Origin of the sequence: Limosilactobacillus reuteri, assembly GCF_002254085.1 — a bacterium.
Classification (GTDB): Bacteria; Bacillota; Bacilli; order Lactobacillales; family Lactobacillaceae; genus Limosilactobacillus; species Limosilactobacillus reuteri_K.
Map to the genome: position 1 here is coordinate 1 of NZ_NGPY01000005.1, position 26,926 is coordinate 26,926.

A 26,926-nucleotide genomic window follows, 5' to 3' on the forward strand; every position below is an offset into this window, starting at 1 on the left:
TGAATATGTCCAAGACGCTCCAGTCAATTCAATGTGATTAAGTTGTCGAACCGCCGTATACGGAACCGTACGTACGGTGGTGTGAGAGGTCGATAATTGAAATAATCAATTATCTCCTACTCGATTTTTATTTATACGAAAGGAGCTAAGAATATGTCTAAATTTCGCTTGCAGTCCGTTGTCTTTGTCTTAACCGCATTTTTATTAGGCTGCAATGAATTTATGGTTGTGGGTGTTATTTCTGATATTGCCAAGAGTTATCAGGCTTCATTATCAACAGTTGGTTTTTTAGTTACTAGTTTTGCAATTATCTATGCTATCTGCACGCCTTTAATTACCACTTTGACAGGTAAGTTTGATCGCTTCAAGGTTTTAATGGTGCTGATGGTAATCTTTTTAATCGGTAATACTTTAACCGCTGTTGCACCGAACCTATTTTGGCTATTTGTTTCGCGGATTGTAACAGCTGCGGTCGCGGGGACAATCATTTCATTGATTCTTGTCTTTGTAAGTATGATTGCACCAATTGAAAAGCGAGCAATGCTGGTTGCTTCAACGTTTGCAGGCTTTAGTATTGCGACGATTGTGGGGGTCCCAGTTGGCACGGCAATTAGTAATGCCTTTTCTTGGCGGGATAGTTTTGCCTTAATCTCAGTTTTAACCGTAATTATTTGTGGCTTTTTATACTGGCTAGTACCACGAAACAGTCGTCAAGAAAATGCTTCGTTAGGTAACCAAGTTCAACTGTTTAGGGATCGGCGGATAGTTCTTGGGGTTATCGTAATGGTAACTTTGATGTCTGCCGAATATACCTTCTATACTTATGTTCGCCCAATTATTACTACTGTTCTTGGTTTTAGTACGACTAACTTAACATGGCTTTTAGGACTAATAGGAGTTACGTTTATTCTTGGTAATATATGCGCCGGCGTAATCGCAAATCGTTTTGGAATCACTAAACTTACTATTATTAGTGGTACTGTCCTTGTTTGTTTATTACTGATGAATGCAATGTTCCATGTTGCATGGTTAGGAATCCTTTTATTATGTGTTATTTGTTTTGTTCTGGGGATGCCCGGTTCAATTCTGCAAGTAATGTTTCTTAATGTTGCTGATCGAGAATATCCAGAAGCAATGAATCTGGCGTCTTCATTAAATCCAGTTTGTACGAACGTGGGGGTATCGATTGGTTCCTTGACAGCATCGATCAGTATCAATTTTGTTCAAATTAACCAGATTGGGTATGTTGGGGCAATCTATGCATTGGTTGCCGTTTTTGGTTCGTTCTATCTTATTAAAACCAGCGCCAAATAGAAAGGGCCATACCTGCATTTGAAGAATTATTCTAATAGCAGTAAAATTATTTCTGTATTAATAGGTTTGATACTATTAGGGAGGATAATTCTATGAAGTTAAGTAAGAAACAACTAGCAGCAACCTTGATGACTGCTGTTTTGGCAGGGTCAGTAATGATTGGCTCTGTGGCAACTGTTGAGGCTGATAATGCCAGTGGATCACCAGAAGAGCAAGCTGATATTACTAATTGGATTGCTAATACCCCTGAACAAATTTCTAATAACATGGCGATGCAACACATTAATACCAATAACCTTAATGGCACTCGTTATATTATTCAGTGGGGTGACACTTTATCAGGGATCTCAGCTGCAACCGGGATTTCTGTGGTTAAACTTTGCTACGATAATAACATTCAAAATGCTAACTTAATTTTTGCCGGGGATGTTCTTATCTTAAACCGTGAAGGAAGCGTTCCTGCTGGCTATGATCCCAATGTAAATCCAAATGTTGTGGCCCAGACTAAAATTACAATCAATAACGGACCAACTACAGTAAATATCGCCGTTCAACCTCAATCAGTTGTTAAAAATTACGATAATTCCGACAATTCTGATCATTCGACAACAATTTACAAGGCAGGCGCAGTAAATTCATTTAATAACAATAACAATGACAATGATAATGATAATGAACAAAGTGCTAGTCAATCTAGCTCAACTAAGTCCCCTAAGCATAAAAAACATCAATCTTCATCAATCGATGCTTCTGACATTGTAAGTGGCTTGAACGATACTAATGATAATGACAAGTTATCCTTTGATGAAGGGGATGGCGGTAGTGATGCTGATGAACTTAATGTTGATTCAGCAGCGATCTTAAAAGATGCTAAGAAGAATGACTATGATGCGATCCTTAGTGAAATTGAAAGTGCCCTAGGATCAAAAGCCAAGAAGGATACGACAATTTACATTGAAAAAGATGGCAGCGAAATCCATGTCTATGCTAGTGTCAACGATGATGATAGCAGTAATAGTAGTAGCACTAAGGATGATGAAGATAGCGATAGTAGCAGTAGCAGCGAAAGTGAAAGCAGCGATGACAGCAGTCAAAGCAGCAGTGACGATGAAGATAGCCACAGTCAAGCTACTACTAGCGATCAAGACACCGACACTTCTGACGATGAGTAATAGGGGATAAGAAATGCAAAAAAAGACAAAAATTATTATTTCTGTTTTAGTAGTAGTAATGGTTGTCATTGGTGGCTTTTACCTCTATGCCAGTCGGACAGTGGCTAAACGCCTTCCTGGTCACGTTTATGAGTATACATCAGTGTCGGGTAATCAGAATGCCTATATGACCTTTGCCACAAGCGGAGATCAGGTTGTTGTTACTCCGGATAAAGATACAGCAATTAAAGCAAGTAATAGTGCTAGTGATTTTCAACAAGCCTACCAAGATAACGCTAAGGATGGTAAGTGGAATTATAAGGCACAAGGAAATCGCTTGACCCTTTCGAAACTCCAGAATGGGAAGGTTTCGATGTGGCAATATAATCATATGTTAGCATTAGGCAAAAAGATGCGGTCTGGTAACTTTACTTATCAGATTGCCAATGCTGGTCAAGGAATTGATCATAAAGCAACTAAGTTTGAACAAATTCGATGATATAAAGTTAAATAAAAAGGTCTCCCACTTCGGAGACCTTTTTATTTAAGATATTGTTTACGATGAAGCAGGTAGGCAATTAGCAATGACAAGATAGAAGCGATCCCAAGCGTTATCCAGAATCCATACAAATCATCTTTCCAAGGAAGACCGCCAACGTTCATTCCCATAAAACCGGTAACTAATGCTGCTACTGCAATTACCAGTCCAGCTGAGTCAAGGAATTTCATTAAGTTGTTAAGATTACTATCCATCATTGCGGTAAAAAGACTACTGATAGAGTCTAATAAATCGCGAAAAATATGAATAGCTTTTGTTAAACGCTGTTGTTCAACTGTTAAATTTTGACAGATGTCTTGTGGGACATTCTGACAAAAATCTGACTTAACTAAAGCTTCAATTGTTGACGTTTGATCAACCATTGTATGCTCAAGAAAGACTAGTTTTCTGGTAAGAGTTGTCAATTCTCTTAATCGTGTATTATTAAAGCCACGTCTTGCAGCACTATCTAAGTCATCAATTTGTTTTTTATAGCTTACAAGAACATCCATAATTTTATATTGGCATTGCGAAATATAGTTAAAAAGAATTTCACTTAAATTAGAGTAGTTGCTATTAGTAATATTTTTACAGCTATCTTCACTATCAGTGCAAATAATAAGGTGATCAGAATCAAAAATAATGAGTGATGGTACAAGTTGTTTTTCAATATGTTTGAAAGAAGAAATATAATCATAAACTACAAGAAAAAAGGGGTTATCTAACACATCACTAGTAGTTCGGTGAAAGCGTGATACTTCTTCAGGTGAAGAGCGATAGCGAAAAGAAAATTTGTTTAAGTTAAATGTTTGACAAAGTTGTTGAATTTCTTCGTCAGTAGGCCGAGTTAGAATAATTAAATCAGCTTGCTTAAGGGCGATGGTTGTTTTTTGCGGCCCACTAGTAGAGATTGAATATTTATTAAGCATAAAAAGTACCTCATCAAGTTAGTGCGATATTACCTTAATTATATTAAACCAAAATTAAGCGAAAAATATATGGATAAAAAGTAAAGAGTGCCTTAAGATGAAAACGCTATGATAAATGATTTAAACTTATCTAAAGCCTCACCAGTTCAATAATTAATCATGATAAAATAACCATACATTAATATATTAAGATTTTGTTGTTTAGGAATGAGAGATGATTAAGGAGAAAAGATAATGGCAATTTACTTACGACGGGCAAACCAGGATGATCTTCAAAGGGTTATGGAAATTATTGAGCAAGCTCGAGCGCAACTAAAAGAGAAGGGTAATCCTCAATGGCAAGATGGGCATCCTTTCCGGAAAACGATGAAAAATGATATTAAAGCTGGTTATAATTGGGTGTTAATTGATAACCAAAAAATTGTTGGGACGGCTACTTTACAACTAACCCCGGAACAAACGTATGAAGAGATTAAAGATGGATCATGGTTAAAGCCGAATGAGCCATATGCGATCATTCATCGACTAGCAGTTCTTCCTTCTAAAAATGGTCAAGGCTTTGGAAAATACATCTTTTCTAACTTACTTACGGTTGGTTATTTGCAGGGAGTAAGGAATTTCCGCTATGATACGCATTATAAAAATATTCCCGTCCAAAAAATAGGCCAGGAGATTGGCTTTATAAAACGCGGAACGATTTATATTGATGACAAAATTGACAATAAACATATGGGGTTTGAACTGAATTTAAAATAAAAATCCACCTGCCCTAAACGGTTATTAGGACAAATGAACTTAATATTCTTTTCCTGTAATTATTTAGCTTAACTATTTTGCTTTAACTAATTTCATAACGCGACAGGTGCCCCATGTCATTGCGATGATGACAATGATGGTAGTAACGGTACTGCCGAGCGGAGATGAATAATTTAGCAGAATTCGGTAAATGATAAAACCAATCAACCAGAGAATTAGGTTAATCCATTGGCAATTTTGTTGACGATAATCTACTTTCAAAATGAAGTAATCTGTAATTTGAATCGCAATCATTGGTGCAAAAACCGAACCAATAAGTTAAAGAAAATTACTGAAGTTATCCATGGGGAAAATTAATGCACTAATTGTTCCTAGAATAGTTGCACCAATTGCGGCCATTGTTCCCGACCATTTATTGAAAATCGTTTTTGAAGAAACACCAGCAGAATAAGCGTCCATAAATGTCGTTGTGATTGTGGAAAAAATAATGATAAATAAACCGGCAATTCCCAAGCCGGCCCGTAAAATAATCGTGGTGATGTTAATGTCATGAGTAAGGATAGCAGCTCCTAAACCGATGAAGACCATCCAACAACTAGTCAGGCCATAGACAACTGCACTAACCCCGCTAGTTGGCACGGGTCGTTGAGCAACACTGGTGTAATCACTAATAAGTGGCAACCACGATAATGGCATGGCGATAACTAGCTCCATCCCCTGAGCCCATGACAATGTACCAGTTGGTGAACTGGTAGAATGGTGGGTAAAAATGGCGGCATATAGGAGACCGCTTAGAATTAATAATGTTGAGATGGTCGCAAGGTTAAGGTAATAAAGGTGCCGAACCCCGACGAGCAGCCAGCCAATAATCAGAGCGCCGATTAAAATGACCCATAATGCCTGATTAAGGTGCCAGACCCCATTGGCTGCTAATGCACCATCATAAATCATGATGCCGGTCCAACCGATCAATTGGAGAACATTCAATAGGGCAAAAAACTTACTGCCATTTTGGCCAAAACTAATTTTTGCGGCGTTCATTAAACTAAGACATTGCTGACCGCCGATAATTCCAGCTAAAAAGAGCAAGAAACAGCCGATAAGGTGACCAATGATAATTATGGCGATCCTTTTTGTAAAACCAAGGGGAGCCAAGTAAGTTCCGGTTAGGATTTCGGCAATTGAAATTCCGGCGCCACACCAAATCATGCTGTTTTCGGTAATTGTTGTCTGTCGTTGCATAATTCCACCATCCTTATGTTTAATTTGATTAAGATAGTGCAAAGTAAAAAGCGACCAGTAATCACTTTGATCCTGGTCGTTCTTTATTAATCCTTCCTACGTTGGCATTATCCAAATCAGGTTCATTGGGTCGAGACGCATAGTCCCCTCTCAGCCTGTCTGCAAGCTCCCCGTTTATGCAATTCAATGTTAATCTTAGCAAATCTCAGTTGAATGTCAATTAATGATCTTAATTTACTGATTAAGCCAGACACTGCTCCTGTGATGTGATATAGTAAGGGTGTAATTTTTTAAGTAAAGCGAGGGAAGATCATGGCTAAATACACTGTTGAATTAAGTGAAGAAGATATCCAAATGATCAAGGATTGTCATTCAAAGAATCCTTCTATCATGAAGGCAATGAACGACGCTAAAAAAGTTGAAGATTAATAGGTAGACTGGAAAGAAGAGGGAAGCATTCTTTCTGGTCTTTATTTACGTTTGGGGAGGATAAAATTGAAAAAATTAATGGAAGTTCTTGCGATTGCTAGCCTGGGCGTTGCCTTAACTGGTTGTGGAAACCAAAGCACGCAAAGCAGTAGCAATACTGCAAAGACTAATTCAGAAGCTAGCAGCAGTCAAAGTACTGCCACTACTAATAATACAAGCAGTAGTAGTGAGCCGCACCACGATAGTTCATTATGGAATAACCAAAAGAATGAGCAGTTGGCATCGTTTATGCAAAAATGGGGACCAACAATGCACCAATCCTATGAACAATATGATGGTCAAAATGAATTGAAGGTTTCAACAGGAATAACATATCCCGATGGTTTAAGCAAAGAATTAGTAGAAGGTCAGTCTGGCTTGATTGGCTGGGCACCATCAGGCAAGGGTGATTATGAATATAATGTTGTCGCTATCTATAATCATGACGGGACAGAACCGCCATTACCAAACCGGATTACGTACTTCTTTGCCTTTCATAATGGCAAACCGGTTGTATTAGTTGACCAATCCAATAATGGTGATCCAGATTGTCATCCAACGACTAATACGGACCTGGAAAGTAATTTTGAACGAATTGCAAATCAATAATAAAAGAAACAATCCCACCATCTGATGTCATGGTGGGATTGTTATTGGAAAAGCTGTCTCTAAATAGAGATTGTTTTGTAACTGTGTATTAATGAATATTCTATCTAGGAAACAACGAATCCTTTTTTGAAAGAAATGGCGTCATCAAGCAACGGCAAAGATTATTACTGTACGCTCAACGATGAATTCAAATCGTCAGCCCGTGACTCCACTCCCTTAAGAAAGTGATAAGTAAAGCTAAAACCGTACTAATAACTTTATTTATCACCTCTATATTAACACGTTATAAAATATTTTATAGTGTAAAAATAATAAAAATGGATAGAAATAAATATTCAAAAACTGAATGGAAAAGGATAAAATTTAAATATTGAATTTTGAAATCAGATCGTTCTAGACTAGTTTTAGAATAAAGGAGGCAATTTCAATGAAAAAAGCAATTTTTAAAAAAGCGGGTCAGATGAAGATTGTTGATGTTGACCGCCCAACAATTGAAAAGCCTGATGACGTGATTATTAAGGTAGTGCGGACTTGTGTTTGTGGTTCTGACCTATGGAACTTCCGTGGAATCAATCCCGTCGAAAAAGATTCTGAAAATTCTGGTCATGAAGCAATTGGAATTGTTGAAGAAGTCGGTGAAGATATCACTACTGTCAAACCGGGTGACTTTGTGATTGCTCCATTTACTCATGGTTGTGGGTACTGTGCTGCTTGTCGCGAGGGCTTCGATGGTTCTTGTCAAAGCCACCGTGATAACTTTAGCTCTGGTGTTCAAGCGCAATATATTCGTTTCCAACACGGGCAATGGGCACTTGTAAAAGTTCCTGGTAAACCAAGTGATTATAGTGAGGGGATGCTTAAGTCATTATTGACCCTTGCTGATGTAATGGCCACTGGTTACCATGCTGCTCGAGTTGCTAATGTTAGTGCTGGCAATACAGTTGTTGTAATGGGCGACGGTGCGGTTGGTCTTTGCGCCATTATTGCTGCTAAGATGCGGGGCGCTAAGAAGATTATTTCTACTAGTCGTCACGCTGACCGTCAAGTTCTTGCTAAGGAATTTGGTGCTACTGACAATGTTGCTGAACGTGGTGACGACGCAGTTCAAAAGATCATGGAACTCACGAATGGTGCCGGTACTGATGCTGTCCTTGAATGTGTTGGTACTGAACAATCAACTGATACTGCCATGAAGGTTGGTCGTCCTGGCACCATCGTTGGTCGGGTTGGTTTACCTCATACGCCAAAGATGGACATGACGGTGCCATTCTACAACAACACTATTGTCGGCGGTGGTCCAGCATCAGTAACTACTTACGACAAGGACGTATTGTTGAAGGCTGTTCTTGATGGTGACATTAACCCTGGTAAGGTCTTTACTAAAAGTTTTGACCTTGACCAAATTCAAGAAGCCTATGAAGCAATGGATAAGCGTGAAGCAATCAAGTCTTACATTATTATGGATGGCTTTGAACGCGACTAATGTTTAAAACTGATTGAAACAATAGGGGCCGGGTGAAAATTTTTGTTTTCTCTCAGCCTCAACTACTTTTATGAACAATAGAAAGATAACGTGGAACTAGCTTCGCGTCGCCACAAGGCTCGAGTCTAAGTACGAACGATAATCAGCCCGTGCCGTGCTAATCATCGTCCTAGCTTAGCCAACTGCCTTGTCGAGGAGGTTATTTCCCACTCTCTTTTGCATACTTACAAAAATTCAGGACAAGATAAACGCATAAAATCAATAAGCGTGCTAAAATACTGTGATAGAGAATAAGCGTAAACGGGATGATAAAAATGCGTCGGTATGTATTTTTAGCGCTGGCGATTGTCTTAAACTCAATCGGTCATTCAATGACGATTGTAACAAACTTAGGGAGTATGCTCTGGCCAGCCTCGATCGTTAATATTATGCATATGATGGGCTGGAACATGACAGAGACGATTTTTATAGAAGGATTATTTGTCATTGGCCTTAATATTCTTTTGGTTGGCGAATTTGTTCCTAAAGAATTTGGCTGGGAGTTAACGTTTTTAGTTCCGTACAGTATTTTAATGCAACTCTTTGCGAACTTATGGCGATTTTGGGGAATTGATACGATGAACATTTTCCTGTGCTTCGGGTTTGACCTGCTCGGCTTAGTAATTGCTTTTGCCGGGTATGCTCTTTACCAGCAGTGTGATTGTTGTTTTCACCCGCATGATAAATTGACAGTCTACCTAAAACGCCGTGCCAGTCTTAAATTCACGAAATACTTTAATATTATCTTGCCCGTTATCATTATCTTATTATGTTCTCTTAAAAATCATGCAATCTTTGCTTTTAATATTGGAACGGTGATCGGCTTTTTCTCTCAGAACTGGATTGTCAGTTTCTGGCAGGAACGCCTCGAACCGTGTTGTCATTTCTAACTTTATGGAATGGGGATGATTAAATGCGCCGATTTTTAGTAGCACTCTTAGTCGCTGGCATGATCGGAATTGGCGATTATCATGTCCTAGCTGATGCAGATGCGCCTTCCCAACCCTTCCAGTCATCATTTTTTAGCCAGGATTCTTCTGATAGTAATGATTTTCAGTTTTCTAATGGCGGCCAACGACCAAATGCAGACCGGCTAAGAATTCCAGAAAACACACCGACACCGCTTGAAGGTTTTAAGTGGAAGAAAAAGAATATTACTATTTATATGGAAACGGCTGATCCAAAATTAAAATGGGCTTTTCGTGATGCAGTCAAAAAGTGGAATAAGACGAAAGCAGTTCATATCCGCTGGACTAAGAACGAAGATAAGGCCAATATTATTGCGGCTGATGGTGACCTAGCACGAAATAATACGGGAAACAATGGTGTTGGCTATACAACATCTGAACTCGGCTCAACTCGGACGGAATATGACCCCACTACGAATACCTTGCATAAGGCAACTTCAACTTTGGACCCTAATCAGTTAGATTATACTAATAAAGAATTTCGAAGTGAGGTTGCCCAACATGAACTGGGACATGCCCTTGGATTGGCTCACGCTCCAGAATATGAGCATAGTGTGATGATCCCACGAAATATCAAAAACGGAATAACTAAAAATGATGCTAAAACGTTAAGAATGTTATATCATGAATAATTTTGAAATAGGTGTTGACATTTTGTAAGGATAACGATATTATAATGACAATTAAATTAGAAAATGCTTAGAAAAGATGAGTAATCATTTAATGCTTTTACAGAGAGCTGATATTGATGAGAACCGGCATTGCGGATAATGATGAAGATGGTCTTGGAGCAGACTGATGCTGTGAGCGGTTAACGTTAGCAGCAAGCGCTTAGCACCCGTTATCGTGCTGGAGTATTCAAGCGAGTACTTCATGCGGAGCTTACTGTGAGGTAAGGTCGAATTAGGGTGGTATCACGTTAATTAGTATTAAACGTCCCTAGGAATTGGTTAGATTGCCGTTCCTAGGGATTTTTTAGTTCCAAGATTCATTCTCATCAGGCAGAAAAGGAGAGATTTATTATGGCTAAAGTTGAAAGTTTTACACTAGATCACACAAAGGTTAAGGCACCTTACGTTCGTTTAATTACTGTTGAAGAAGGGGCAAAGGGAGATAAGATTAGCAACTATGATTTACGGTTAGTCCAACCAAATGAAAATGCAATTCCAACTGCTGGTTTGCATACGATTGAACATTTGCTTGCTGGCTTACTTCGTGACCGTTTGGATGGCGTGATTGATTGTTCCCCATTTGGCTGCCGGACTGGTTTCCACTTAATTACGTGGGGTGAACACTCAACTACTGAAGTTGCCAAGGCCTTGAAGTCTTCACTTGAAGAAATTGCCTACAAGACTAAGTGGGAAGATGTTCAGGGAACAACGATTGAATCTTGTGGTAACTACCGTGATCATTCATTGTTCTCTGCTAAGGAATGGTCAAAGAAGATTCTTGATGAAGGGATTTCAGATAAGCCATTTGAACGGCACGTGGTTGACTAATAATAATTTTGGTAAACGCTGACTAAGGATTTCTCGAGAATAACGACATGTCGGATCCCGTTGGCTATTGCGACTAGTTATGACGAATAGCGAAAACAAAAGTAAAGGGGTAGTTATGATGAGAAAGAAAAAGCATACCGGTTGGTGGATTGTTGGTATTGTAGTAGTGATTTTAGTTGCGGCTGGACTTAGTGTGGGCGCTAATGGTGGGTTTGCCCGCAACGATGAGATTACTGTTGGAACGATTGGCCCAGATGTCCAAGTTTGGCAACACATTGCAAACAGTAAGCAGGCCAAAAGTGAAGGTTTGAAGATTAAGGTCAAGAGCTTTACTGATCCCGTAGCCTTAAACCGGGCGACTGCTAGTGGTGAAATTGACGTAAATGCTTTCCAATCATGGTCATATCTCCAAGCCTATAATAAGGAAAATAAGAAAGCACAATTAGCGGCGATTGGAACTACCTATTTAGAACCAATGGGCTTATATTCAGATAAGTATAAGAGTGTTAAAGATATTCCAGATGGTGCCACAGTTGCGATCGCTAATAACCCAGCAAACACGGCTCGTGGCCTTTTGCTCTTACAAAGTGCAGGATTGATAAAATTGAAGCCGGGCTTTGGGGCAACAAGTGGAACCAATGAGATTGCGGCTAATCCAAAGAACCTTCAATTTAAAGAAATTGATGATACCACCGGACCACGGGTATTAAAGTCAACTGATTTAGTATTAATCGGTAATACGATTGCGTTAACTGGTCATTTAAATGTGTTGAAAGATTCTATTTATCATGAAAAGGTTGATCAAAGCACGAAGGATAACATTAATGTTTTAGCAACTGCTAAGAAGAACCGTGATAATAAAGAATATAAGAAGTTAGTCAAGCTTTACCATAATAAGCAAATTCAACAATGGATTGCTAAAAAGTATCAAGGAACAAAGGTTAATGTTGATAAGCCATTAAATTATCTTGAAAATTAATAATAAAATTATAATTAGCTAAAAGATGACATTGTAGTAATTTAAAGCCCCTTTTATTCGTAACTATCGAATGAAAGGGGCTTTTTACACGTTTATATTGATGAATTGAAGATTATTATGAAAATTAATAATTTTATTCAATATTAGGACAAAGGATTCTATTAAACAAATTAATAAGAAGCGAGTATAATTAAAGTGATAGAAGCTTAGGTTTAACTACAAGGCATGATTTAAGTAAGGGAGCTAAAATTATGAGATGGGAAAGAAAACTTGCACAAAGCGTAGTAACGATTGTTTTACAAGCACTGGTTGCCCGACTCGTGTATCACTTATTTGCAAAGAAGCAACCGAAAGAAACAACGAAAAGCAATGACTAGTGTATTGTGGTAGCGGATGGGATTAAGCGTAAAGCGACCATTCGTTTTTTTATTAATTTTGCTCTTAACAATGCCAAGTATAAATTCTGTTGGCCTTTAAATTAATAAGATGATAAAAAAGTTAATTTAAAAGGAATTAGATTAGGCTATAATTATAAGAAGATAAATGACTAAGAGACGGGGGATATCTTATGAGTAAAAATAATCCTTTACGGAGCATGACTCCCAAAAATAAGAATTACAAATTATACAAAGCAAAGAAACAGTGGATTACTGCCTGTGCTACTTTTATGCTGGCTTTTGGGGCAACGGCAGTAGTAAATGCTAGTGTCCAAGCAGATACGACTACCCCAGCAACAACGCAAGCAAGTGGTAGTACTGTAACTGCAGCGGAATCGGCACAACCGCAAAGTTCCGTGACTGAGAGTGCTCAACAATCTGATGAAACGAAGAAAAATGTTGTAGCTAATACTACTGACACTTCTAAAACCAGTGAACAAAAGATTACAACTGCTCAGGATACTGAAAACTCAAGTTCCGCTTCTTATACAAATAGAACTAATAGTGAAGAAGAAAATAAAAATGCTTTTCTTGCTCTCAATGTAAATACTGCTGAGAATCCTGCCAATGAAGCACTTCAAGAAAATAAAACTGTTGCAACTGCAGCTACTACTAATGGCGGATATGATTCTGCTACGTGGGGGACATTAGATACCTCTAAGTGGACAGGGCAGACGACCACTTTTGATGGAAACAATTATTACCAATTAACTGGCTACACTGGCGATCAAACTCACATTATTGTGCCTAATGAGGCTGACTTTGCGGCCACTAATAAATCAACTGATGGTCTTCAAGTGTCGATTTCTAATGATTTAATTAAAAGCTGGAAAAATGCTACTACGATTGCTTTTAGTAAGACTAAAGATAAGAAGATTAAGCTTGCAAGTACTAACTTAGATAAGACATTCCAAAATGATGTGAATTTGACTAGTTTAGATGCTAATAGTTTAGATACAAGTAGCGTTACTTCGATGCAAAATACTTTTAGCGGTGCTACTAAACTCTCTTCTTTAACTGGAATTAGTGATTGGGATGTTTCCAATGTAACTAATATGTCCCTTTTATTCCAAAATGCGACGGGCTTGACTAGCTTAACTGGTTTGGAAAACTGGGATGTTCAAAAAGTTACGAATATGACTCGGATTTTCAACAATGTTAACAAAGTTACAGATCTTTCTCCTTTAAGCAATTGGAAGACTGATAGTTTACAAAACCTCAACACTGCATTTGCTAATAATAGTTTTACAAACTTACAAGGTCTAGAAAATTGGAATGTAAGTCATGTAACTGACATGGGTGTCATTTTTATGAGTGATGCTAATTTGACTGACATTAGTGCCTTAGCTAATTGGGATACTAGCAGTGTGACGGATATGAACCGGGTATTTAATGTTAACCAAGCATTAACTAGCCTGCATGGTCTAGAAAACTGGAATACCAGTAAGGTAACTAATCTTACTGCAATTTTTGCTAATGAAGGATCATTGGTTGATGCAAGTGCGATTGCTAACTGGAACACGAGCAATGTTACCAATATGTCAGTTTTGTTTGCTGGTTCATCGGCTCAATATGTTGATCTTTCTAACTGGGACTTTAGTAAGGTAACCAGTGCATCGAATGTCATAAATAATACTCAGTCAGTCATTTATCTCGGCAATAACTCCACCCTTACTGCTGATAAGTTAAACACTTTGGGTATTGCCAATGGTAGCTTTACTCAGCCAATCATTTTAGCTAGTGGTAATCTCTACACTCTTTTATCCAATAAAAACAATAATACACATAATATTACTATTAATAATGCAGATAGTGGGCAAAGTACAACTATTTCGTTCCCTGTTGTTTATGATGCAGCTGGCGCAAGTAACATGACGGATGCCATTAATAGTTACAAAGACATGGTTGATCAAAAGCTTGAGGATTATGTTACTGAACATAACTATGTACTAAAGAGAGTTTCAACTGCCCCTGTTGATGATGTAACAGGTCACAATAATCATCTAGTTAACTATGCGAATGCTACATACCAAGTTGTTACTATCCCGGCAGACCAAAAGAAAGAAATTCAGATTCAAGACAAGACTGTCTATAAAGGTAATAGTTTAACTGCTAAAGATTTAGTTGCTAATAGTGCAGATTTTCCAGCAGGCACTACATTTGAATTTATTAATAATAGTGAACCAAATTGGAATCAATTAGGAACATATAATGTTAAAGTTATTGCAACTTATCCAGTTTCTGTGAATGGTCAGCAATATACTGCCATAACTGCTCCAGCTACTGCTAAGGTAACTGTGACTGATCAAATGCAATTTACCATCACTTACTGGGATGATACGGAAAATAAAGAGATTGTTCAATTTGATATTCAAAATGCTGACAATGGTGGATATAGTCGACTTACATTTCCAGATGGCGTAAATTCAGATAAGTATCAATCTGTTAGTGTCTCTGGAGTACCTGCAGGAGCAACAGTTGCTGGAGATTACTGGAGATCATTTACAGATCCAAGTTGTAATTGGACAATACCAAATTATAAATGGACGACTGAGGCTGCTCCTTCATTCTATGGTGCAAATGTTGTTGTTCACTTAGTTCATAAAACTCAAGACGTAACTAATACTGATCCAGCTGCACAAGAAACACGCACTGTTACCGTAAATTACGTTAAGACAAAAGTTAATGAAGACGGTACTTACACTGAGGATGGTAATGCCTTTACTTCCGCAGTTTTAGATGTTTACTATACTCGGCAAGCTACAAAAGATTTGGTAACTGGAACTGTTACGTATGGTCCATGGCAATGGAATACTAAAAAAGGTGATAGTAATACACCTGGTTACCATGTAGTATCCGGGACTTGGACTAATTTACCGCAAGAGTGGGCTACAGTAACTGCCGATGTGCCAACCTTAGATGGATATACAGCTTACACTGGTGGTCCTGCTACAAATACTAATAAAGTTCCAGCTAATCAATTTGTTTTCCCTACTTGGAATGGTGGTGATGGCGATACCAGCGATATTTCTAAAGGCTCAACTGCATATACTACGGCTGCACCTCTTTATGAAGCTCAACCTGTTCATACCATTTTCTATGTTCCAAATAAAACTGAAGCTAGAACAATAACTGCTAAATTTGTGTATGCAGGTGGTGATAAGAATGGTCAATCAGTTGCACCCGATGCGCAGATTCAAGTTTTCTTCAAACAAGCTGGGACTATTAATGCTTCAATCAATAAAGTGGTTTATGGAGATTGGACTTGGGATAAGACGGTTGGTGATGAGGACCACTTAGGTTTCCATGTAATTTCTGGGAAATGGGATATAGCACAAGATGGACAATTTACTGTTACTCCTCCTGATGCTGGCAATGACTATGTAGTAGTAAACCTCAATTCTACAGGCACATATACTACTGTAAATTTTGCTAATCCAAATTATAATTCCAATACAGTATTTACTACTAATAATGCTCCTCAATGGTATGTTCGTAACGAATTGGCGACTTACTATGTACCTAAATCATTGACGCAAAAAACTATTAACCGTGTAATTAACATGATTGGGATCGATAAATCTATAAACGGGTCTGCCGTGGTCAAACCATCTATCACCACTCAATCAGCCACGATTACTAGACCTGTTAAAGTAAATGCTGATGATAGCGGAGTAACATTTGATGGCTTTGATGGGAGTGGCTGGACTACAGGTGAGTGGGGACGCTACAACAATATACCGGTTCCTAATAATTATACGAAAGTCATTAAACAAATAGTTACGCATCCTGATGGGACAACGACTGAAACAACATTAAATATTCCAAACTGGAGACCTATTCCAGCTCAAACTGTCACTATCGATACACTTCCGACTGTAATTAATATAACCTACACGGCAACTGCAACAGCATTTTTGGCAGGTACTAATGAGTCAACTTATACTGGCAGTCCAATCACTCTTAATGACCTTAATGATGGGGATGGTGATAATCCAATCTATGTTGGAGTTACAGGGCCAACTGGAGCACCTTATACTTTACAGGCTGGAGATGTTGAATTTTCATCTGATAACGGTCAAACTTGGACGACTGAAATGCCAACTAATGCAGGTACCTATGAGTTACGTTGGTCAGAACGAGGTAAGCAGGATGTTATAAAAGAATTTGGTAATAACAGTATTAAATGGGTAGATGCTCAGGGTAATTCAACCTTTACCAGTACTGCCACCTATATTATTAATCCAGCACCAGCTACTTTCACTTTAAGCAACCAGACATCTGGAAATTACACCAAGATCTATGATGGTCAACCTACGACTAGTATTGATCCTTCAAAATTAACAATTACTGCTAACTTTAACAATGCCAAAGTAGTTTTAGATACGACTGACCTTACTAGTGATAGTTATGAGTGGGTAGATGCTCAGGGTAATCCGATCAGTAATCCTGAAAATGTTGGAACTTACCACATAAAACTTAAGGACGCTGCGCTCTCTACTCTACAGAAGGATAATCCTAACTTTACTTTGACTAATGGTAGTGGCTTAGCTACTTACACTATTACAGCTGCTGAAAATACTGTAAGTGTCGATGGGACACAAACCAAAACTTACACGGGCCAATCAATTAGCGTTGATTATAATGCGAATGGCACTAACAGCGTTCAAGTAAGTATTAGTGCTAAAGACGGCGCAACAGCTAGCTTGAGCAATGTTCAATTAGATTCTGGTGACTTCCAAATTGTTGATGTCAGCGGTAAGCCTATCACTGCAACGAATGCTGGTGGTGTTTACCATATTGTCTTAACTGATGCCGGTGTTGCGAAGATTCAAAAGGCAGTTGGTGATAACTACAAGATTAGCCAAGGTACGAGTTTCGGTACTTTAGTCATTAACAAGGCCCAAGCATCTGCAGAATTTAGTGGCAACCCTTCATACGCTTACACTGGTAGTCCTAATAGAGATTACTTAAACGGCTTCTCAATTAAGCTGAATGAACCAAATAATCCAACTTATAACTTAGTTGCTGGCGATATTGAATTTAATGTTGATGGGACTTGGACTACTACTGTCCCAATTAATGTTGGAAAATATGAAGTTCGTTTATCGCAAGCCGGTTGGGATCATATCAAAGAAATTAATAGTGATAATGTAACTTGGGCTGCCACAGCATCTAGTGGAACTGGTACTTACACCATTACTCCTGCGAGCGCTAATACTGAACTTAGCGGTCACAATTCGATGGTTTACAATGGCAATTCAGTAACGACAGCTGATTTGTATACTGATGGTTCAACCATCAAGGTAGCCATTAATGGTAATAATGTTGTTAACTTACCAACTAGTTTTACTCTTGCAGATGGAGACTACGCTTGGAATACTCAAGATGGTAAAACACCTGTTAATGCTGGTAATTATACTCTGACTCTTTCTAGTGTAGGTCTTGATAAAATTCAAGCTGCAATTGATGAAGCCGTTGGTAAAGGCAATGTTATCTTGTCTAAGGACAATACTGGCAGTGCAACTTTCCAAATTGAGCAAGCTATCTCACCAGATGTTCAGTTAGATGGTAATGAAAAGAGTGAATATAATGGTCACGCAATAAGTTTTGATCCAACTAATGAAGAAATCAAGAAGAACTTTGGCTTCAATAATGTTCAAGGTTTGACTATTCCAGATTTAACTGCTGATGACTTTGAATGGGTCGATCAAGATGGCAAGCAGATTACTGCTCCAACTGATGCTGGTTACTACTACTTACAATTAAATGAAAAAGGTAAGTCCGCCTTTGCGAATGCTAACCCTAACTACACATTTGTTAAGGACGGAAATAGTACCATTTCAGGCCACATTACTTACCACATTTATCCAGCAAGTTTGATTATCGGCGTAAGTGGAACTGCATCACAAGTTTATAATGGTCAAAATGCAGCCATTAGCCAGACGCAGCTTGATAATGGTGATATTAAACTAGTGTGGGGTAACTCAAATGATGAGCCAAGTGGATTGGGAAGCTTCACTTTAGCTCCAGAAGATTTAGAAGTGGTTGATAGTGCTGGTAATCCAGTCAGCCATGCTAACGCCCAAGAAAACGATAAAACAGGTAATCCAGCTTATTATGTTCGTTTAACAAGTACTGCACTTAATAAGATTAAGAATCTAACAGGTGCAAGTAATTATGATATTAGTTTAGGTGGAACGACTGGTAATTTCTTAATCTATGCTCGCAAGGCTCAAGTTACTTTAAGCGGTAATCAAACGACCACTTACGGGGCTGATTTAGCCTTTGATCCAAGTGCTTACCACATTGAACTAACTAATTGGAATAGCAGTGTTCCTGTGCCAACTGATGCTGAAATTATTCAAGCAATTGGTGGGTTGAAGTCTGGGGATGTCTATATTAATGGCTTTGCTAATGGTCAAATGCCAGTCAATGTCGGCACTTATCAAGTTAAGATTGCTGATCAATTGTTACAAAGACTACAGGCAGCTTTTCCAGATTATGATTGGGACGTTGTTAATGGGACTGATAGTCCTGCTAGAAGTGGTTCATCTGATTTGCATTCTGTTGATGGCAAGCATGAACCAGCTACTTATGTCGTTACACCTGCTGATACTACCGTTACGATTAATGGCGCAGAACATATTAAATATGGTGAAAATGCGACGATTCAATATGGTGACGATAATGGCTACACTATTACCATTACTGCACCGGTCAAGAATGCGACAACTAACAATGAACATGAGCCAATTTATACAGATTTGAAGCTTGAAGCAGGCGATTTAGAGTTTGTAACTACTCCGGGCAATGTTGGCACTTATCAAGTGAAATTATCTGCTCAAGGGTTGAAGAAGCTTCAAGCTTTAACTGGCTCAACTAACTATAATTGGACGCAAGCTCCTGAAGCACGGGCTAACTTCTTTGTTGATCAAATGCCGGTGACAATTGCTGTCAGTGGAAATGAGCAAAACGTAACTTATGGTTCCAACGATTGGTTAAGTGCTATTAAGAAGAACCCTCAAGGCTACACTCTAACTGTAATAACTGAAAACGGTGATACTTTAAACTACCAAGCTAAAGATGGCGACTTGATTTTTAGTCAAACACCAGGCAATGTTGGTAGTTACCAAGTTGTCTTATCATCTCAGGGCCTGGATAATATCAAGAGTGCATTGGGTACTAACTATACTTATCCACAGGATGCGAGCGATGTAACTACTTATGGCACCTTTAAGGTGAACCAAGGCGAAGTAACGATTGGCTTAGATGGTAGCGATAGTAAGACCTATGACGGGAAAGCTACTACTCCAGCTGATTTGAACACTGGTAAGTATAATTTGACTTATTCAGCCACGGTTTATGCTCCAGACGGTACTGCACAAACAATTAAGTTAACTAGTGCTAATTTGCAGTTTGCTAATGGTGATCCTGTTAATGCTGGTAGTTATACGGTTGAATTATCACCAGTTGGTCAAGCTAAGTTGAAGAGTTTAACTGGCAACAATGGCGATAACTACAAGTGGACATTTAATACCAAGGCAACTTACACGATTAATACAGCTACTGATGCTGGTGCAAGCTTGTCAGGTTCTAACCAAATGATATTTAATGGCTCAGCAGTTACTACCGCTGAAATTAACAATGGTGGTGACATTATTGTTAACTTGACCTTCCCTGGTAGCACTGAAAATAGTATTTACCACTTGCAAGATGGTGATTACATTTGGACTAATGGTGAGGCACCAACTAATGTAGGTACTTACACTATTAAGTTGACCCAAGCTGGTTTGGCTCATTTGCAAGCTGCAATTGATCAATATGCTGGTTCAGGAAATGCAAAAATTAATGAGAATAGCTTAACTGGTTCAGCTACTTTTGAAATCGTTCCCAAGTCAATTACTGATGTAACTATCTCTGGCAAGGATCAAGAAAAGACTTATGATGGTCAGGCCGCTAGTTTAGATGTAAAAGACTTAACGATTAACGCTAATGATCTTGTGACTGATAACCCATTATCAATGAAGGATATTACTGCTAGCGACTTTGATTGGTATGATACGGACGGGAATAAGCTTGATGTGGTTCCAACTAATGCTGGAGTTTATGAAGCTCGTTTGAAATCCTCTGTTCTCCAAACATTACAAGCTGACAACTCTAACTACAGCTTTAATACTGCCAGCGGTACGATTAAGTACACGATTAATCAAAAAGCAGCTACTGATACTTTAGGTGGAAATGGCAATAAGGTCTACAACGGTCAAGAAATTTCAGTTAGTGATGTCTTTAATTCAATTACTTGGACGCCAAGTGACTTAGTTGATGGTCAAAGTTTAGATCTTTCTAATTTAATCGCTGATGACTACGCTTGGTACACCAAGAATGCAGACGGTACTTACACTGAAGTGACTGGCTTACCAACTAATGTTGGCACTTACTACTTGAAGCTTAAGGATAGCTCAATTGCCAAGATTCAGGCTGCTAACCCTAACTATAGTTTTGCTACTGGCGCAATTAGTGGTGAGTATACTTATAAGATTAATCAAGCTAATGCTACGATCACTTTGCCAGATACTAGTACTCAGACTATTACTTGGAATGGTAAGCCAGCAACGATTAATCCAGCTAGCTTTATTCCAGAGATTACTACCGATAATCCAAATGAAAAGACCATCGCTTTGCCAAGCACTTTGCAATTAACTGCCAGTGATTATGAATTCTTACAAAATGGACAAGTAATTTCTGCACCAAGTGAAATTGGCACTTATCAAGTTCGCTTAACCCAAGCTGGCTGGCAAAAAGTTCAAAATGCGATTGCTGGAAATGCCAACTACATTTGGAATTACCAAGGTGAAGGTAATTATCATATCGAAAAGGCAACCGCAACCATTGCTCTTGCCGGTTCAGGTTCAACAATTTATACAGGTAGTGCAGTAGTAATTCCAGCTACTGATGGAGTCGTTAATGGTATTAGCGTGAAATTATCGAATGGTCAAACTTATGTCTTAAAGCCGGAAGATCTTGAGTTTGTAGACGACCAGGGTAAGCAAATTCCTGCACCAACTAATGCCGGTAAGTATAAGGTAAGATTAACTGCGGTAGCCTTAGGTCAGATTCGAAGTCTTGAAAGTAATCACTATAACTATACTTATAATAATGATGCAGTAGACTTTACGATTAAAAAAGCTACAGCTAAAGTTGGTTTACTTGGTAATCAAAATAGCGACTATACTGGTAAGGCAGTAACCTTAAATAATGGTAAATTCCGAGTTCTAATTATTACTAACAATGGTCAAACCTTGAATTATAACTTGCAGCCCGGCGACTTAATGACAACCGTTGCAGATCCAACTAATGCGGGTCCCTATGATGTTTACTTGTCAGCACAAGGAAAACAAAACTTAGAAGATATTAATAGTAACTATAATTGGACGTTTGTGAATACACCAGCTCTACTGAATATTGCTCCAGCTGAATTAACAATTGGCCTTATTGGAACTGCTTCAAGTGTATATGATGGCAATCCAGTTAAAATTACCAGCCAAGATCAAATGCAGAACCTAAAGCTTCATTGGGACGGCTACGATGATGCACCTGAGGGAGTGAAGTTTACTCTTCAACCATCAGATTTAGTAATTAACTATGGAGCTGATGCAATTCAAGCTGGTCAATATGCTATTACATTAAGTGCAGCGGCCATTCAGCGCTTGAACCAAGAAAATCCAAATTATAATATTACCCAATCAACTAAAGATTTGGCTCAATACGTTATTTATGCGCGTAAAGGACGCATTACCTTAAGTGGAACTCAAACTACGCCATATGGTCGTCAAGTGGTAATTGATCCAACTAAATTTACAATTACTTTAACTGATACTATGAATGGGAAAGATATTCTTTATCCAACACCATTATCAGTAGGTGATTTACAATTTAAGGATACCCAATATTTTGATAATAATTTACCAACGCAAGTAGGTAATTATGAGTTAGTGCCAACTCAAAAACTTTATAATGCTTTAAAAGAATACTATCCAGATTATGACTTTGGTGATAGTAAATCAGAAGAATTTACTGCAACTAACGGTACTATGAGTAACGAAAATTCAGATATTACGTCTGATTCCGACAATACAGATACTGATAAGCAACATACAAAAGGCGCTAACTACATAATTACACCAGTTGATGCTTATATTTCTTTGAATGGTAGTGAAAATGTTCGTTACACGGGTAAGGATCAAGCAATTGATTATAGTGAGTATTCTGTTTCAATCGTTGGTTTAGTTAATGGCGATAAGTACAGCTATACTTTGCAAGATGGTGACCTTGAATTTGTAGGAATAACGACGCCCAATGAAGTAGGTAATTATCAAGTTAAGTTAACTAATCAAGCTCTGGAAAACATTAGAAAATTAAATAGTGTGGATTATAATTGGTTACTCTCAGATAATGCGTATACAGCACCATTTGATGTAACTCAAATGCCAGTAACGATTACTGTAGGCGATAAGACTAATGTACCAACGATTATTTATGGTGAGGATACTACTTTAAACCCAGCCGACTATACTATTAGTGTCAAAACCGCTGATGGCCAAACTTTAGCCTATACTCCAGTTGCCGGTGACCTCCAATTTAAAGATGGTACCCCAACTAGCATTGGTACTTTTGAAGTTATTCTTTCTAACCAAGGATTACAGAATATTGAAAAACACTTTGGGACAAAGAACTACACTTATACTTCGACAGATAATGGTAGCTTTATCGTTAAGAAAGCTTTAGCTGGAATTAAAATAGTTGCCAATGGTTCTGATAGTATGATTTATAACGGTGAAGTAGCTAACTTGGATGCTGAGGATTACAAGTTAGAAATCACCACTAACAATGGGAAAACAATTAGTATTCCACTTGTGGCAGGTGATTTAGTCTTTAGTACTGCTTCAAAGCCAGTAAATGTTGGAAGCTATGAAGTTACCTTAACGCAAGCAGCTCTTAATAAGATTAAAGAAGAGTATCCAAATTATGACTGGAGTAATCCAATTGCCGGCACTTATACTATTAATAAAGCTAGTGCTGATGTAACTACTTCAGGAGCATATGATGTGCTTTACAACGGCCAAATTCCTGAAATTAATGTTGCTAAGATTACTAACGCTATTGCTACTAACAATGGTGTAGATCTTACCGCCCCAACTTTATCTGCTGACGATTATGAGTGGGTTGATGAAGATGGAAAAGTAATTGCTGACCCAGTAAATGTTGGTACTTACTACTTGAAGCTCAAGAATTCTAGTCAAAGTAAGATTGCTAATAATAGTAATTACATTTGGAAATTCAATGGTTTAGCTAGTGTCACGATTAGCAAGGCAAATGCAACCATTGGCTTTAATGGTACTCAAGAAACTCCTTATACAGGCAGTGTAGTAGCATTAGAGCCTGATAAATTTGAAGTTAAACTTTCTAACGGTCAAACTTACCAATTGACTGACAAAGATATTCAAGTTATCGGTAATCCAATAAATGTTGGTACTTACCAAGTTAAGTTAAGCCAAGCTGGAATTGATGCAATCAAAGCAACTGATAGTAACTATAACTACAGTTACGATGACAGTCAGGGAGTACTAGTAATTGTTCCCGCCAAGGCTAGTGCAACAATAAGTGGTTCTCAAACTACTCAAGACTTAGAACTTGATCCTCATAACTACTCAGTTGTTGTAGCGCTAAACGAGCAACGACAAACTATTACTGGATTAACAGCAAATGATTTTATCTTCAGTAAAGATGGTCATCCAGCTCAATTAACTGAAGCAGGAACTTATGACGTTGAGCTTAGTGGGGATGCAATCAATAAGATTCGTCAAGAAAATCCAAATTACAATATTGACTTCAGTTCAATAGCCACATTTATTTTGGAAAATAGTAGTCAAACTATTAACTATGTGGATGCTGATGGTAAGGTAATTAGTGCATCCTCAGTTGGTGGAAAGCTTAAAGGAAATCAAGTTGAATTTACTCCTCAATTCCCTGCTGGTTGGGTAGCAAGTGATCCAAGTGAAGTGCCAACTGAAATCACCATTAATAATGGAATTACTGTAATTAAGATTAAGCATGGAGTAACTAACGTTGATCATAATAATCCGGTTCCTGACGGTGAGAAGACTGTAACCGGTGAAGTAATTGATGGCGCACATGAAAGTGACTTAAACCAGACGATTACTAGAACGATTGTTATAACTAACCCAGATAGAACAAAGCAGACGATCCCTCAAGAAGCTAAGATTTACCGTGATGCTACTTACGATGATGTTACTGGTAAAGTAACTTATGGGGAATGGTCAACGGCTAAATGGGATGCATATACTCCAGAAAATATTCCTGGTTACACGGTAAGTGAAAGCATCGTGCCAGCTGTTGAAGTGAAGAACGGTCAACAAGATGAGACTGTCAATATCACTTACACCGCTAATGAGCAAAGTGGTAAGATTTCATACCAAGATGCAGATGGCAAGGAAATTGGTTCTACAACAATTACTGGTAAGACAGGCGAAACTATAACTATTACTCCAGAAGTTCCAGCTGGTTGGCAATTAGTTCCGGGCCAAGGAATTCCAAAGACTGTCACTGCTACAGCAGACAGAATTCCAACGGTAATAGTTAAAGTTGAGCATAAGACGGTTGTTGTTACTCCAGCAACTCCTGCGACTGACATTCCGACTGGTAAAGTTCCAGGTGATCCATCCAAGAATTACTCAACAATGGAAAAACTAACGGTTACCCCAACGCGGATAATCAATATTAAATACCCAAGCGGTGAAGAACAATCGATTCCACAAAAAGTTACATTTACCCGGACAGCGGTCTTTGATGAAGTAACAGGTGAAATTAAATACACTGAATGGCTTCCCCAAGGCACTGCGCAATGGGCTAGTTATCAACCGACGACTGTTACGAACTATGTGCCTAGTCAAAAGATTGTGCCAGCAATGACGGTAAATCCTGAGACGCCAAATGAAACGGTTGACATCACGTACGATAAGATTCCGGAACCACAAGAAGGCCAAGAGATTATTAGTTACCAAGATGCCAATGGTCAAGTAATCCATACACAAACTGTTACTGGTGAAGAAGACAGTGATGTTTCCTTCAAGCCAGAAGTTCCGACTAATTGGCAACCAACTGGCGAACTTCCGCAGTCTGTGAAGATTACTAGTGGGACAACTGTGATTGTGATTGAGCCAGTTACTGTGCCAGTTCAAGAGCATAGGACGGTAACGCGGACAATCGTTGAGCACCTGCCAAGTGGTGACAAACAAACCGTGCAAACAGTCGGCTTAACCGGAACTGGGACAAAGAACTTGGTCACTGGTGAAGTTACTGACGTTAAATGGAATCGTGGCAAATTTGCGGCCTTTACTCCTGCAACCGTACCAGGGTACACGACAAATATGCGGATTGTTCCTGAGATAGATGTCACAGCAGCCAGTGGTGACAGTACTGTCGAAATTAACTACATTCCTAATGAGCAGACGGGGATGATTATTTACCGCGACGAAAATGGTAGTGATATTAGTCAAACTGCTCTCAAAGGTAAAACAGGTGCGAAAGTGGCGGTCAACTTAACTGTGCCAGCTGGTTGGCAACTTGTCTCCGGTCAATCAATTCCAGCAACAGTCACGGCTACTCCTGATGGAATTCCAGATGTTGTCGTTTTGATCAAACATCAAACGATCATTGTAAAGCCAGGAGAAGAAGCCCCAACCGGAAAAGTTCCTGGTAATCCATCAACAACTTACGAGAAGATGGAATCCCTAACCAAAGAGGTAACACGAACCATTACTGTTAAGCTGCCGGATGGACAACGCCAGATAATTACACAGGCTGTTAAATTTACCCGGGCAGCAACATTTGACGCGGTTACTGGTAAGGCAACTTATAGCGCTTGGCAAGTTGATGGCAGTAATGAATGGCCAGCATATACGGCACCAGCAATTAATGGCTATACCGCTAGTCAGACTGCTGTTTTCGCTGAAATGGTTATTCCTAGTGATGAAAATCAGAGTATCGAGATTGAATACACTAAGAATAATCAACCAGTAGAACCTGATCAACCAGTAACACCAACTCAACCGGCACAACCGACCGAACCATCAGTCCCAACAAATGATGGTGACAAGTTAGTGCCTGATGATCAGTTGCCAACTAAACCGATTGAACAAGAAAAGCAACAGGTTTCAAATCAACATTTTGTCTCACATCAATTAGCTCAGGCCCCAGTAGAAGGAAAGTCAAAAGCTAATGCCCTTCCTCAGACTGGTAATGATCAAAGTAATAATTCTGTATTAGGATTTGCATTCGTTGCCCTTGCAGGTATCTTTGGTTTAACTGGTATGAAGAAGAAAAAACGAGAAAAGTAATTAAAAATAAATAAAGCTAAACAAGCTCCTCATTATTCTCTAAATAGTGGGGAGCTTGTTTATATATCGATAAAATAACGAAGAATCTAAATAA

15 protein-coding genes and 1 riboswitch are annotated in these 26,926 nt (G+C 38.6%); of the genes, 12 read left to right on the top strand and 3 right to left on the bottom strand.

The annotated features are described in order from the left end of the window. Positions 1 to 153 precede the first annotated feature (153 nt). The 3 genes from CBG10_RS01370 (at position 154) to CBG10_RS01380 (ending at position 2,964) form a co-directional block, all read left to right on the top strand. Positions 154 to 1,314, top strand: a complete 1,161-nt coding sequence (locus CBG10_RS01370; RefSeq protein WP_094511408.1) for an MFS transporter — start codon at positions 154 to 156, stop codon at positions 1,312 to 1,314. A gap of 92 nt (positions 1,315 to 1,406) precedes the next feature. Further along, positions 1,407 to 2,486, top strand: a complete 1,080-nt coding sequence (locus tag CBG10_RS01375; protein WP_094511410.1) for a LysM peptidoglycan-binding domain-containing protein — start codon at positions 1,407 to 1,409, stop codon at positions 2,484 to 2,486. Between the two features lie 13 nt (positions 2,487 to 2,499). Next, complete coding sequence (locus CBG10_RS01380) at positions 2,500 to 2,964, top strand: hypothetical protein (RefSeq protein ID WP_094511411.1); 465 nt, start codon at positions 2,500 to 2,502, stop codon at positions 2,962 to 2,964. Positions 2,965 to 3,005: 41 nt separating this feature from the next. On the opposite strand, the gene CBG10_RS01385 is transcribed toward CBG10_RS01380, so the two are convergent. Continuing rightward, a complete protein-coding gene (locus CBG10_RS01385; protein ID WP_094511413.1) occupies positions 3,006 to 3,932 on the bottom strand; it encodes a magnesium transporter CorA family protein in 927 nt (308 codons plus the stop codon). A 234-nt stretch (positions 3,933 to 4,166) separates the two neighbouring features. Here CBG10_RS01385 and CBG10_RS01390 point away from each other — a divergent pair, with 234 nt between their 5' ends. After that, positions 4,167 to 4,688 carry a GNAT family N-acetyltransferase gene (locus CBG10_RS01390; RefSeq protein ID WP_094511414.1) on the top strand — a complete coding sequence of 174 codons (522 nt, stop codon included), beginning with the start codon at positions 4,167 to 4,169 and terminating at the stop codon, positions 4,686 to 4,688. 72 nt (positions 4,689 to 4,760) lie between these two features. On the opposite strand, the gene CBG10_RS11395 is transcribed toward CBG10_RS01390, so the two are convergent. Further along, positions 4,761 to 4,982: a hypothetical protein gene (locus CBG10_RS11395; RefSeq protein WP_225361490.1), complete on the bottom strand. Its 222-nt coding sequence runs from the start codon at positions 4,980 to 4,982 to the stop codon at positions 4,761 to 4,763. 24 nt (positions 4,983 to 5,006) lie between these two features. Continuing rightward, a complete protein-coding gene (locus tag CBG10_RS01395) occupies positions 5,007 to 5,930 on the bottom strand; it encodes a cytosine permease (RefSeq protein ID WP_225361492.1) in 924 nt (307 codons plus the stop codon). 75 nt (positions 5,931 to 6,005) lie between these two features. Then, a riboswitch (TPP riboswitch) is annotated at positions 6,006 to 6,112 on the bottom strand. Positions 6,113 to 6,425: 313 nt separating this feature from the next. Here CBG10_RS01395 and CBG10_RS01405 point away from each other — a divergent pair. The 8 genes from CBG10_RS01405 to CBG10_RS01435 all read left to right on the top strand — a co-directional run bounded on the left by CBG10_RS01405 (position 6,426) and on the right by CBG10_RS01435 (position 26,832). Then, positions 6,426 to 7,007: a DUF4767 domain-containing protein gene (locus CBG10_RS01405; protein ID WP_035150899.1), complete on the top strand. Its 582-nt coding sequence runs from the start codon at positions 6,426 to 6,428 to the stop codon at positions 7,005 to 7,007. Between the two features lie 427 nt (positions 7,008 to 7,434). Continuing rightward, on the top strand, positions 7,435 to 8,490 hold the full coding sequence (locus tag CBG10_RS01410; protein ID WP_094511415.1) for a zinc-binding dehydrogenase: 1,056 nt from the start codon (positions 7,435 to 7,437) through the stop codon (positions 8,488 to 8,490). A 314-nt stretch (positions 8,491 to 8,804) separates the two neighbouring features. After that, positions 8,805 to 9,419, top strand: a complete 615-nt coding sequence (locus CBG10_RS01415; RefSeq protein ID WP_094511417.1) for a sugar permease — start codon at positions 8,805 to 8,807, stop codon at positions 9,417 to 9,419. A gap of 23 nt (positions 9,420 to 9,442) precedes the next feature. Further along, positions 9,443 to 10,129, top strand: coding sequence for a matrixin family metalloprotease (locus CBG10_RS01420; RefSeq protein ID WP_094511418.1), 687 nt, complete (start codon positions 9,443 to 9,445; stop codon positions 10,127 to 10,129). A gap of 390 nt (positions 10,130 to 10,519) precedes the next feature. Further along, positions 10,520 to 10,996 carry an S-ribosylhomocysteine lyase gene (locus CBG10_RS01425; RefSeq protein WP_003664767.1) on the top strand — a complete coding sequence of 159 codons (477 nt, stop codon included), beginning with the start codon at positions 10,520 to 10,522 and terminating at the stop codon, positions 10,994 to 10,996. Positions 10,997 to 11,111: 115 nt separating this feature from the next. Continuing rightward, positions 11,112 to 11,975 carry a MetQ/NlpA family ABC transporter substrate-binding protein gene (locus CBG10_RS01430; RefSeq protein WP_094511419.1) on the top strand — a complete coding sequence of 288 codons (864 nt, stop codon included), beginning with the start codon at positions 11,112 to 11,114 and terminating at the stop codon, positions 11,973 to 11,975. Between the two features lie 251 nt (positions 11,976 to 12,226). Then, positions 12,227 to 12,352, top strand: a complete 126-nt coding sequence (locus CBG10_RS11660) for a hypothetical protein (RefSeq protein ID WP_019251578.1) — start codon at positions 12,227 to 12,229, stop codon at positions 12,350 to 12,352. 191 nt (positions 12,353 to 12,543) lie between these two features. Further along, the gene (locus CBG10_RS01435; protein WP_094511421.1) at positions 12,544 to 26,832 is read left to right on the top strand and encodes an MBG domain-containing protein; all 14,289 of its coding nucleotides are present in this window, start codon (positions 12,544 to 12,546) and stop codon (positions 26,830 to 26,832) included. Positions 26,833 to 26,926 lie beyond the last annotated feature (94 nt).